Here is an 11,441-nt window from a genome sequence, read left to right as displayed (position 1 = left end):
GGCGGCGCTGGCCTGGCGGCTGGCGGCGTCGATGATGCGGGCCGCGCCCACCAGGGCGTCGCGGCGGATGTCCATGGGCGTGGTGCCGGCGTGGTCGGGCTGGCCTTCGACCGTGATCAGCACGCGGCGGATGCCGACGATGTTGGTGACCACGCCGATGGGCAGCTGGCGGCTTTCCAGCACCGGGCCTTGCTCGATGTGCAGCTCGACGAAGGCGGCGGTGCCGTCGGGGCCACGCAAGGGCCGGGCCAGCGCGACCGGATCGCCGCCGATGCGGGCGATGCCCTGCGCCAGCGTCTCGCCGTCGGCGTTGCGGGCGGCCAGCATGTCGGCGCTGAGCTGGCCGCTCAAAGCGCGGCTGCCGACGCAGGAGATGCCGTAGTCGCTGGGTTCTTCGGACAGGAAGTCGATGACCTCGAAGGGATGCTCCAATTCGATGCCATGTTCCCGCATCGTGTGGGCGACCTCGATGCCGGCCAGCACGCCGATGATGCCGTCGAAGCGGCCGCCGCTCATGACGGTGTCGCAGTGCGAGCCGGTGGCGATGGGCTTGAGCTGCGCGTTGCGGCCGGCGCGGGTGCCGATCAGGTTGCCGCCGGCGTCCAGGCGCGTGGCCAGGCCCGCGGCCTCGAATTCACCGCGCAGCCAGTCGCGCGCTTCGAGGAACAGCGGCGAAAAGGCGCGGCGGGTCCAGGGCTGGTCGGGCAGGGTGTAGCGCGACAGGGTCTCGACGCGCGACCACAGGCGTTCGGCGTTCAACGGAGGAAAGGACATGGCCATGCCGTTCATGCCTTGCGCGGACGCAGGAAGCGGCCGTCGCCCTTGTTGTTGACGATGCGGCGGCCATCATAGACCTGCTGGCCGCGGCACCAGGTGCCGGCCACGCGCACCGTGAACTCGCGGCCCTCGAACGAACTCCATTGCACCGCCGACAGGCTGGTGGACGGGTCGTAGGCGTAGCGCTCCGGCGTCAGGATGACGATGTCGGCATCCTTGCCGACTTCCAGCGTGCCCTTGCGGTCGTCCAGCAGGAAGTGGCGCGCGGGGTTGTCGCACAGCTGGCGCACCACCATCGACGGCGAGATGCCGTGTTCCTCGCAACCGGTCCAGAAGGCCGGCAGCAGCGTTTCCAGGCCCGGGCCGCCGGACGAGTTCTTGAAGACGTTGGGGTTTTGCTTGCGCTCCAGGCCCCAGCTGACGTGATCCGACGACACGAAGGTGCATTCGTCGTTGGCGATGTGGGTCCACAGCAGCTCGACCTCGGCCTTGGGGCGGATCGGCGGATAGTGCTTGGTCTTGGCGCCGAAGCGGCGGGTGTGTTCCTCGTGGTTCAGCATCAGGTATTGCACGCAGGTCTCGATGCTGGCGCGGTGGCCGTTGCGGCGGAACATGTTGCAGATCTCGAAGCCGCGCGAGGTCGATACGTGCACCGCGTGGGCGCGGGCGCCGGTCTCGGCGCCGATCTCGTAGATCAGCGCGGTGGCCAGGTTCTCGATCAGCGGCGTGTGGGCGCGCATGAAGGCGTCCCAGCCGGTGTCGTCGGCCTCGATCAGGCGCGCGATGTTCTTGCGCGTCATCTCCTGCATCTGGTTGTGCACGCCGCACACCAGGCCGGACGGCGCGATCAGGCGGAAGGCCTCGTACAGGTCGTCTTCCTCGATGCGCGGGAAGCGGCCGGGCGTGGCTTCGAAGGTGGAGAACTTGAAGGCACAGACGCCGCCCTCGATCAGGCCGGCGGCGGCGGCCAGGCCGTGTTCCTTGTTCAGGGTGCCGAACAGCCCCACGTCGACGTGGCAGTCGCGCTCGACCTCGGCGATCTTGGCGTCCAGGTGCGGGCGCGAGGCGACCGGCTCGGGATCGTCGTAGGGCATGTCGACCATGACCGTGACGCCGCCGGCGGCGGCGGCGCGCGAGGCCCAGCCCAGGCCTTCCTGGTTGGCCTGGCTGCCGGAGTGCACCTGGCCGTCGACCACGCCGGGGATGATCCACTGCCCGCTGGCGTCGACGCTGTCACGCGCCGCGGGGGCCGCGCCGGTGCCGCGCGCGGCGATCTTGCCGCCCTGCACGGCCAGCCAGCCGTTTTCCACGATGCCGTGCGGATCGACGATATTGCCGCGCACCACCCAATCGAAATCGCTCATGACCACTTCCATCCAATGAAGAACTGAAGGGCAGTGTAGTAAGCACGATTCAAAACGTCTTATGCTTATATGTGCATGGGAATTAACATCAGGTTAAGCATATGAAATTGAATCTGCGCCAGATCGAGGTCTTCCGCGCCATCATGTTGAGCGGCTCGATCAGCGGCGCCTCCAAGCTGCTGTTCGTGTCGCAACCCGCCGTCAGCCGGCTGATCGCCTACACCGAGCAGCGCCTGGGCCTGATGCTGTTCGAGCGCATCAAGGGGCGGCTCTACCCCACGCCGGAAGCGCGGCGGCTGTTCGTCGAAGTGACCGCGCTCTACCAGAACGTGCAGCGCGTCAACGAGGTGGCCGACAACCTGGCGGAGAACCGCGAGGGCCAGTTGCGCCTGTCCTGTAGCCCGAGCCTGGGCCAGTCGCTGCTGCCGCGCGCCATCGCCCGCTTTCGTCAACTACACCCGGAAATCCGCATCGTGCTGCAGACGCTGATCCCGGCGGTGATGGAGCAGTCGCTGCTGACCCAGCAGGTCGAACTGGGCGTGGCCTACATGCCGGTGAACCATCCCAGCCTGGCGACCCGGCCGCTGTACGAGAACCGCATCGTGGCGGTGCTGCCCGCCGGCCATCCGCTGGCCGGACGCCGCCAGGTCACCGCCGCCGAGCTGGCGCGCGAGCCGCTGATCGGCTACAGCGCCGACATTCCCTTCGGCATGCTGGTGCACAAGCTGTTCGGCGCCGAGGACGCGCAGCCCGAGCCGCGCATCGAGGTGCAGCAGGCGCACGTGGCCTGCGCCCTGGTGCAGGCCGGCGCCGGCGTGGCGCTGGTGGACGAGATCACCGTGGCCGGCCCGATCTGGTCGGACGTGGTGACGGTGCCGATCGCCGATACGGTCAACGCGCCGGTCAATGTGTTCCACCTGCAATTGCAGCCGCTGTCGCGCCTGGCGCAGGCCTTCATCGACGTGCTGGTGACGCTGGACCAGCCCGCCGGCGCCTGATCTTTTCCCCCCGCCGGCGCCTGGGGATATCCCTAGGTCCGTTCTGCCCCCGGATTGCCCCTCTCTCGGGGCGCACCCCGCTATTAACCCAATGTTATGAACAAGGCATAAAAGGTAATACGACATTAACGGGATTGGTTCCTATGATGCCCTCGTCTATCCAGCGCGCATGCCGTTGGAGCCGCTAAACGCAATCGGGAAAGGAAGGGCGCAGCAATGGGAAGAATCTTGACGATGCAGGATGTCGAGGCCGCGGTCAGGGGCGGTTCGGTGTTTGCCTGTGGCGGGGGCGGCTGGGCCGAGCATGGCCGCGAACTGGGATCGCTGGCCGTGACCATCGGCCGGCCCGAACTGGTGTCGATGGACGAAGTGCCCGATGACGCCTGGATCGCCACCGCCGCCGCCATCGGCGCGCCCGGCGGCCTGACCGACTGGCAGATGCTGGGCATCGACTACGTCAAGGCGGCCGAGCGCCTGCAGGATGCGCTGGGCGAGCGCCTGTATGGCCTCATCATCGGCCAGAACGGCATGTCCAGCACGCTCAACGGCTGGCTGCCGTCGGCGGTGCTGGGCACCAAGGTGGTGGACGCGGTGGGCGACATCCGCGCCCATCCCACCGGCGACATGGGCTCGCTGGGCCTGGCCGGCAGCCCCGAGCCGATGATCCAGTGCGCCGTGGGCGGCAACCGCGCCAACAACGCCTATATGGAACTGACCGTGCACGGCGCCACCGGCAAGGTATCGCCGGTGCTGCGCAAGGCCGCCGACATGGCCGGCGGCTTCATCGCCAGCTGCCGCAATCCGATCCGCGCCTCGTACGTGCGGCGCCACGCCGCGCTGGGCGGCATCAGCCGCGCGCTGGCGCTGGGCGAAGCCATCCTGGCGGCGCAGCCCAAGGGCGGCAGCGCCGTGATCGACGCCATCTGCAAGGCCACGCAGGGCGAGATCATCGGTTCCGGCAAAGTGGTGCGCAACACGCTCAAGTACACCGAGGAAGCCTTCGACATCGGCACGGTCGAGATCGGCGAGGGCGCGGGCAAGCGCGTCATCCACGTCATGAACGAGCACATGGCCGTGACCGACGCGCAGGGCGAGCGCATCGCCTGCTATCCGGACGTCATCACCACGCTGGACGCCGACGGCAATCCGGTCAGCGCCGGCAAGTTGCGCGAGGGCCTGCAGGTGTCCATCCTGCACGTGTCCAAGCAGCACATCCCGCTGTCCTCCAGCGTCACCGACGCCTCGGTCTATCCGATCGTCGAGAAGGCGCTGGGCATGGACTTCACCGGCTACGCGCTGGGTCGCTGAGGGGGCGCTGATGAAACGTGAATTCAAGGTGCCGGGCGGCACCACGCTGCGTTGCAAGGGCTGGCGCCAGGAAGCGCTGCTGCGCCTCCTGGAGAACGTGCTGGCGGTGGGCGAGGACCCCGCCAACCTGGTGGTCTACGCGGCGCTGGGCCGCGCCGCGCGCGACTGGCCGTCGCACGACGCCATCGTGCGCGCGCTGATGACGCTGGAAGAGGACCAGACCCTGATCGTGCAGTCCGGCAAGCCCATCGGCGTGCTGCGCACCCATCCGCAGGCGCCGATCGTGATCATGGCCAACTGCAACATGGTGGGGCAGTGGGCGCATGCCGAGAATTTCTACCGCATGCAGGACGACAACCTGATCTGCTGGGGCGGCCTGACCGCCGGCGACTGGCAGTACATCGGCTCGCAGGGCGTGATCCAGGGCACTTACGAGATCTTCTCGCGCATCGCCGAGCGCCATTTCGACAACGACCTGCGCGGCCGCTTCATCCTGACCGCGGGCATGGGCGGCATGGGCGGCGCCCAGCCGCTGGCGGGCCGCATGGCCAACGCCGCCATCCTGACGGTCGAGATCGATTCGGAACGCATCGAGAAACGCATCAAGGCCGGCTTCCTGGAATGCCGCGCCGACACGCTGGACGAGGCGCTGGCGCTGATCCGCGACGCGCAGGCGGCGCGCCGCCCGCTGTCGGTGGGCCTGCTCGGCAACGCCGCCGACGTGTATCCCGAGATCCTGGCGCGCGGCATCGTGCCCGACATCGTCACCGACCAGACCTCGGCGCATGACCTGGTCTACGGCTACGTGCCCGCCGGCCACACGCTGGAGCAGGTCGCGCGCATGCGCCGCGAGGACATGGCAGGCCTGATGGACGCCAGCCGCCGCTCGATCGTGCGCCACGTCACCGCGATGCTGGGTTTTAAGGACCGCGGCGCGGTGGTGTTCGACAACGGCAACCTGATCCGCACCCATGCGAAGCAAGGCGGCGTCGAGCGCGCCTTCGAGATCCCCGTCTTCACCGAGGCCTTCCTGCGCCCGTTGTTCGCGCGCGCCATCGGCCCGTTCCGCTGGATCGCGCTGTCCAACGATCCCGAGGACATCCGCAAGATCGACGACTTCCTGCTGCGGCGCTTCCCCGACAACCTGATCGTGTCCAACTGGATCCGGCTGGCGCGCGAGTCGGTGCCGTTCGAGGGCCTGCCCGCGCGCATCGCCTGGCTCGGCCACGGCGAGCGCACGGAACTGGCGCTGGAAGTGAACCGCATGGTGCGCGAGGGCATTCTGGCCGCGCCGGTGGCGTTCACCCGCGACCACCTGGACGCCGGCGCCATGGCGCATCCGAACATCATGACCGAGAACATGCGCGACGGCTCCGACGCCATCGCCGACTGGCCGCTGCTGAACGCGATGATCAACTGTTCGTCCAGCGCCGACCTGGTGGCGATCCATTCGGGCGGCGGCGGCTACAGCGGCTACATGACCAGCGCCGGCGTGACGGTGGTGGCGGACGGCACCGACGCGGCGGCGCAGCGCCTGTCGCTGTCGCTGACCAACGACACCGCCAGCGGCGTACTGCGCTATGCCGACGCCGGCTACGAAGAAGCGCTGGACGAAGTCGGAAAGAAGGGTATCGACCGCATCGACACGATGGCGGCGCGGGTTTGAACGGCAGGACATAACAGCCCCGGACACGGGGCGAATCAACGGGAACGTCAATGAAAAACATCGCAATCAACCCGGGCGCGGGGATGGTGGGGGGCAATGCCGCCCACGCAGGCGCCGATGAGCACAAGGGCGCCAAGAAGGCGGTCATCGCCGCTTCGATCGGCAACGCCCTGGAGTGGTACGACTTTTCGGTCTACGCGCTGTTCGCGGTGTATATCGGGCAGAACTTCTTCCACAACGAAGATCCGACGGTGCAGCTGATGGCCTCGTTCCTGGCCTTCGGGCTGGGCTTCGTGGTGCGGCCGCTGGGCGCGCTGATGCTGGGCGCGTATGGCGACCGCGCCGGCCGCAAGGCGGCGCTGACGCTGACCATCATGCTGATGGCGCTGGGCACGCTGCTCATCGCCATCGCGCCGCCGTACGCCGCCATCGGCGTGGGCGCGCCGCTGCTGATCGTGTGCGGCCGCATGCTGCAGGGCTTCTCGGCCGGCGGCGAAGTGGGCGGCGCCACCGCCTTCCTGGTCGAGCACGCGCCGGCCGGCAAGCGCGGCCAGTACGCCTCGTGGCTGCAGGCCAGCATGGGCATCTCCAACCTGCTGGGCGCGCTGGTCGCCACGCTGGTGACCACGCTGCTGACCGAAGACCAGGTGGGCGAATGGGGCTGGCGCATTCCGTTCATCGTCGGCCTGTCGATCGCGCCGGTGGGGCTGTGGATGCGCCGCGCGCTCGACGAGACGCCGCATTTCCGCGAGGAACAGCAGCGCCAGGCCGCCAGCGGCAAGCCCGCCAAGGCGCCGCTCTTGAGCGTGCTGCGCGACTATCCGCGCGAGCTGTTCACCGGTCTGTGCATGTCGGTGCTGTGGGCCATCGGGCCGTACGCGCTGATCATCTTCATGCCGATCTATGTGCAGAAGAGCATGGGCTTCACCAGCTCGCAGGCCTTCCTGGGCGCCTTGGTGGGCAACCTGTTCCTGATCGGCGGCTGCTTCTTCTCGGGCACGCTGTCCGACCGCTACGGCCGCCGCACCGTGCTGCGCGCGTCGGCGCTGCTGCTGCTGATCGCGGTGTATCCGCTGATGATGTGGCTGCAGGCCAACCACACGCAGTTCGCGCTGATCGTGGTGCAGTCGTCGTTCTGCCTGCTGGTGGCGCTGTACGTCGGCACCGCGCCGTCGGCGCTGTCGGAAGTGTTCCCGACGGCGGTGCGCTCGTCCGGCATGTCCCTGGCCTACAACACCGCGGTGACGGTGCTGGGCGGCTTCGCGCCGGCCATCCTGACCTGGATCACCTACACCACCGGCGTGGCCTTCGCGCCGGCGCTGTATGTGATGGGCGCCTGCGTGGTGGCCCTGGTGGCCTTGACCGTGCTGCCGCAGAAGAACCATGTCTGAGGCCGGCAAGCGGTTCGTGAACGTGGCGCATGCAGGCTTGCCGGCGCGCCGTTCGGCCGTCGGCGGCCTGCGCCGCTGGCTGGGTCGCGCCGCCGCGGCGCTGGGCGTGGCGGCGATGCTGGCCGCGCCAGCCGCGCAAGCGGGGCAGGGCGCCGAACTGGTGCTGCTGGGCGTGGCCGGCGGGCCGACCTGGTACGGCAACGACGCGCCCCACGGCATCTCGTCGGCGCTGGTGGTGGACGGCAAGGCCTACCTCGTCGACCTGGGCTCGGGCGCCTACCGGCAACTGCGCCGCGCCGGCATCAAGCCCGGCGCCGAGCAGGCCGTGTTCCTGACGCACCTGCACACCGACCACATCATCGACCTGGCCAGCCTGCTGATGTACGACCCCAGCGCGCGCCGCCGCGCCAAGGCGTCGTTGCAGATCTACGGGCCGGGACGCCGCGGCGCGCTGCCGCCGCTGGCGCCTGGCCTGGCGGGCGATCCGGTTATCCATGCCGAGAACCCGGGCGCGGGCACCGTGGACCTGGTGGACTCGGTGGTCGCCGGCATGGCCGCCGACCTCAACATCCGCGTGCGCAGCGAGGGCGTGCCGGACGTGCGCGGCTTTTTCCAGGCGCATGACATCGCCGTGCCGGCCGGTGTGGTGAAAGACCCGAACGCCAACCCGGCGCCGCCGATGGAACCCTTCGAGGTCTGGCGCGACGAGCGCGTGACGGTCAGCGCGATCCTGGTGCCGCACGGGCTGGTGTACCCCAACTTCGCCTACCGCTTCGACACCGCGTCGGGCTCGGTGGTGTTCTCGGGCGACACCGCGCTCAGCCCCAACCTGGTCAAGCTGGCGCGCGGCGCCGACATCCTGGTGCACGAGGCCATCGATCCCGCCTGGGTCGACCACATCGTCGGCCCCAAGCCCTGGGACGCGCGCCAGCAGGCGCTGGCGCGGCAACTGCTGGAGGCGCACACCACGCCGCAGCAGGCCGGCGAGGCGGCGACGCAGGCAGGCGTCCGCAAGCTGGTGCTGTCGCACCTGGTGCCGGGCGATGCGCCGGCCGACCATTGGCTGCATGCCCGCGAGACCTTCAAGGGTCCGGTGGTGCTGGGCCAGGATTTGATGCGTATTCCCTTGAAGCAACCATAAGCACCGCCGGAGGCAAGATGAAGTCTTTGCGTGTTGATACCCACCGACGCGCGGCGCGCGCGTGCGGCCGGATGGCGCTGCTGGCGACACTGTTGCTGGGCGCGGCCGCGCAGGCGGCCGGCGATTGCAGCGTCACGCTGGACGGCAAATCGCTGACGGCGGCGCAGGTGCTGGCGGTGGCGCGGCAGGATTGCGCCGTCGCCATCGCGCCGGCCGCGGCGCGGCGGGCGGCGCGCGCCTACGACTTGCTGCTGGCCTATGCGCGCCTGGACAAGCCGGTGTACGGCCTGAACCGTGGCGTGGGCCTGAACAAGGACCAGACCATCTTTCAGGGCGGCGAGATCTCGCCCGAGGTGCGGCGCCTGTCCGAACAGTTCAACCGCAACCTGCTGCATTCGCACAGCGCGGCCTACGGCGCCGAGGCGCCGCGCGACGTGACCCGCGCCGCCATGCTGATCCGCCTGAACACGGCGCTGTTTGGCGGCGCCGGCATGCAGCCGGCGGTGCTGGAGCAGTACGCCGCGTTTCTCAACCGCGACGTGACGCCGGTGATGCTGGGCGAAGGCTCGGTCGGCCAGGCCGACATCACCATCCTGCCGCAGATCGGCCTGGTGATGATGGGCGAGGGCGAGGCCTGGCACGGCGGCCATCGCATGAGCGCCGGGCAGGCCCTGCGCGAGGCCGGCCTGGTGGCGGTGCGTCCGTTCGGCAAGGACGCGCTGTCGATGGTCAGCTCGAACGCCTATGGCGCCGCGCTGGCGGTGCTGGCCGCGCACGATGCGCGCGCGCTGCTGGCACAGGCCGACGCGGTGGCGGCGCTGTCGCTCGAAGGCCTGGACGGCAACCTGGCGCCCTTGCTGGCGCCCGCGCAATCGCAACGGCCTTACGCCGGCCAGCGCCAGACCGCCGAGCGCATGCTGGGCCTGCTGCGCGGCAGCGCGTTGTGGAAGCGCGATCCGCAGCGGCCCTTGCAGGACCCGCTGAGTTTTCGCACGGTGAGCCAGGTGCACGGCGCGGCGCGCGACCTGCTGGCGCTGCTGGACCGGCAGCTGCAGGTGCAGATCAACAGTTCCGACGACAACCCGACGGTGGTGCTGGACGCCGCGCCGGCGGCCGGCGCGCCCGACTATGAAATCCAGTACTACGTGACCGAGGGTCCGGTGCGTGGCGCCGTCATGCCCAGCGCCGGGTTCGATCCCAGCGCCTGGGTGCTGCCGCTGCAAGGCGCCGGCGTGGCGCTGTCGCAGGTGGCGCAACTGTCGGCGCAACGCACCTTGCGTCTGACGGACCCGGCCTTCACGCGGTTGCCGCGCTTTCTCAGTCCGGGCAATGGCGCCATCGGCTACGGCCCGATCCAGAAGACGGTGTCGTCGCTGGCGGCGGACGTGCGCGCCCTGGCCGGGCCGGTCGTGACCGACGTGCAGCCGCAGGCCGGCAATATCGAGGACGTCGGCACCAATGCGCCGCTGACCGGGTTGCGCGTGACCGGCCAGATCGCGGCCCTGACCCGGCTGCTGGCGGTGGAACTGATGCACGGCGCCCAGGCGGTCGACCTGCGCTATCCGCAAGGCCCGGCGGCGGCGCTGGGGCAGGGCACCGCCAGCCTGTGGCGGGATTTCCGCCAGCAGGTGCCGGCCATGACCGAGGACCGCCGCAACGACGCCGACGTCATCACCGCCACCGCCTTCCTGCGGCAGGCGCGGGCGGACCTGCCGGCCTGGGCCCGGGCCGACGCGGCGCGCTGAGCGGCGGGCCGCCGCCGCCGGCCGGAATCCCCTGCCGACGGCGCGGTTTTCCCTGGAACAGACCGTTGCAGCGCGAGTGCCCGCGGCGCGGCCACAAGGCGCTTGCCGGTGGGTGATTTGCGCTACATTTGCCCGACGCGCCGCGGGGCGCCGGCCAGAGGCCGCACCCGCCACGATCGCCACCCCTCATCGCCACCGGATCTCCAGGAGCTCCCCCGCATGTCTTCCCTCGACTCGTTCGCCATCACCCGGAAATGGCCCGCCCAGCATCCCGACCGCATCCAGCTGTATTCGCTGCCCACGCCCAATGGCGTCAAGGTGTCGATCCTGCTGGAAGAGCTGGGCCTGCCGTATGAGCCGCACCGGGTCAGTTTCGATACGCAGGACCAGTTCTCGCCGGAATTCCTGTCGCTCAGCCCGAACAACAAGATCCCCGCCATCCTCGATCCCAATGGGCCGGACGGCAAGCCGCTGGCGCTGTTCGAGTCCGGCGCCATCCTGATCTACCTGGCCAGCAAGACCGGCCAGTTCATCCCCGCCGACACCGCCGGGCGCTACGAGACCCTGCAATGGGTGATGTTCCAGATGGGCGGCATCGGCCCGATGTTCGGCCAGTTGGGCTTTTTCCATAAGTTCGCCGGCAAGGACTACGAGGACAAGCGTCCGCGCGACCGCTACGTGGCCGAATCCAAGCGCCTGCTGGGCGTGCTGGACAAGCGCCTGGAAGGCCGCGACTGGGTCATGGGCGACCAGTACACCATCGCCGACATCGCCATCCTGCCGTGGGTGCGCAATCTGGTCGGTTTCTACGGCGCCGGCGAGCTGGTCGAGTTCTCGCAATTCAAGAACGTCGCGCGCGTGCTGGAGGCCTTCGTGGCGCGTCCGGCGGTGGCCAAGGGTCTGACGATTCCGGCCTGACGGGCGGTGTGCGCCGGGGACGGCCGGGGCCTGACGCCCCGCCGGTCCCGGCAAAATTGGCCCAACACCGGACTATTCTCGTGTTAACGAGTCTCCAAGATTCGGCCTGTTTGCGCCGGGTCAAACAACCCCG

Annotated in this window: 9 protein-coding genes; 7 read left to right on the top strand and 2 right to left on the bottom strand. The window is 69.3% G+C overall.

Annotation, left to right across the window (positions count from 1 at the left end; translation table 11 throughout):
• Both H0523_RS05360 and ertD read right to left on the bottom strand, forming a co-directional pair.
• On the bottom strand, positions 1-780 hold a 780-nt coding region (locus H0523_RS05360), incomplete at its 3' end, for a hydantoinase/carbamoylase family amidase (RefSeq protein WP_180180032.1).
• 5 nt (positions 781-785) lie between these two features.
• Entirely contained in the window at positions 786-2,141 is a 1,356-nt protein-coding gene (gene ertD, locus H0523_RS05355) for a hydantoin-5-propionate amidohydrolase (protein ID WP_054429069.1), read from the bottom strand.
• Positions 2,142-2,242: 101 nt separating this feature from the next.
• On the opposite strand from ertD, the gene H0523_RS05350 reads away from it, so the two are divergent.
• From H0523_RS05350 to H0523_RS05320, 7 genes are all read left to right on the top strand, one after another.
• Complete coding sequence (locus tag H0523_RS05350; protein ID WP_054429067.1) at positions 2,243-3,139, top strand: LysR family transcriptional regulator; 897 nt, start codon at positions 2,243-2,245, stop codon at positions 3,137-3,139.
• A gap of 216 nt (positions 3,140-3,355) precedes the next feature.
• Positions 3,356-4,447 (top strand): thiohydantoin desulfurase, encoded by a 1,092-nt coding sequence (ertC, locus tag H0523_RS05345; RefSeq protein WP_020926238.1) that lies wholly within the window; start codon positions 3,356-3,358, stop codon positions 4,445-4,447.
• A gap of 10 nt (positions 4,448-4,457) precedes the next feature.
• On the top strand, positions 4,458-6,113 hold the full coding sequence (gene ertB / locus H0523_RS05340) for a thiourocanate hydratase (RefSeq protein ID WP_054429065.1): 1,656 nt from the start codon (positions 4,458-4,460) through the stop codon (positions 6,111-6,113).
• A 50-nt stretch (positions 6,114-6,163) separates the two neighbouring features.
• Positions 6,164-7,504: an MFS transporter gene (locus H0523_RS05335; RefSeq protein ID WP_082404319.1), complete on the top strand. Its 1,341-nt coding sequence runs from the start codon at positions 6,164-6,166 to the stop codon at positions 7,502-7,504.
• Positions 7,497-8,645, top strand: a complete 1,149-nt coding sequence (locus H0523_RS05330; RefSeq protein ID WP_231689715.1) for an MBL fold metallo-hydrolase — start codon at positions 7,497-7,499, stop codon at positions 8,643-8,645. The genes H0523_RS05335 and H0523_RS05330 overlap by 8 nt, the downstream gene beginning before the upstream one ends.
• A 71-nt stretch (positions 8,646-8,716) precedes the next feature.
• The gene (locus H0523_RS05325) at positions 8,717-10,390 is read left to right on the top strand and encodes an HAL/PAL/TAL family ammonia-lyase (protein ID WP_180180034.1); all 1,674 of its coding nucleotides are present in this window, start codon (positions 8,717-8,719) and stop codon (positions 10,388-10,390) included.
• 219 nt (positions 10,391-10,609) lie between these two features.
• Positions 10,610-11,308: a glutathione S-transferase N-terminal domain-containing protein gene (locus tag H0523_RS05320; RefSeq protein ID WP_054429060.1), complete on the top strand. Its 699-nt coding sequence runs from the start codon at positions 10,610-10,612 to the stop codon at positions 11,306-11,308.
• Positions 11,309-11,441 lie beyond the last annotated feature (133 nt).

This window comes from Achromobacter insuavis, assembly GCF_902859645.1.
Lineage (GTDB): Bacteria > Pseudomonadota > Gammaproteobacteria > Burkholderiales > Burkholderiaceae_B > Achromobacter > Achromobacter insuavis.
The sequence above is the reverse complement of the archived record's forward strand: the minus strand, read 5'-3'. Positions and strand labels throughout refer to the sequence as shown.

What these genes read in the sequence shown, in the direction of transcription:
- H0523_RS05335 (WP_082404319.1), top strand. Translation starts at nt 6,164, where the DNA reads ATGAAAAACATCGCAATCAACCCGGGCGCGGGGATGGTGGGGGGCAAT.
- ertC (WP_020926238.1), top strand. Translation starts at nt 3,356, where the DNA reads ATGGGAAGAATCTTGACGATGCAGGATGTCGAGGCCGCGGTCAGGGGC.
- H0523_RS05325 (WP_180180034.1), top strand. Translation starts at nt 8,717, where the DNA reads ATGGCGCTGCTGGCGACACTGTTGCTGGGCGCGGCCGCGCAGGCGGCC.
- H0523_RS05330 (WP_231689715.1), top strand. Translation starts at nt 7,497, where the DNA reads ATGTCTGAGGCCGGCAAGCGGTTCGTGAACGTGGCGCATGCAGGCTTG.
- H0523_RS05350 (WP_054429067.1), top strand. Translation starts at nt 2,243, where the DNA reads ATGAAATTGAATCTGCGCCAGATCGAGGTCTTCCGCGCCATCATGTTG.
- ertD (WP_054429069.1), bottom strand. Translation starts at nt 2,141, where the DNA reads ATGAGCGATTTCGATTGGGTGGTGCGCGGCAATATCGTCGATCCGCAC.
- ertB (WP_054429065.1), top strand. Translation starts at nt 4,458, where the DNA reads ATGAAACGTGAATTCAAGGTGCCGGGCGGCACCACGCTGCGTTGCAAG.
- H0523_RS05320 (WP_054429060.1), top strand. Translation starts at nt 10,610, where the DNA reads ATGTCTTCCCTCGACTCGTTCGCCATCACCCGGAAATGGCCCGCCCAG.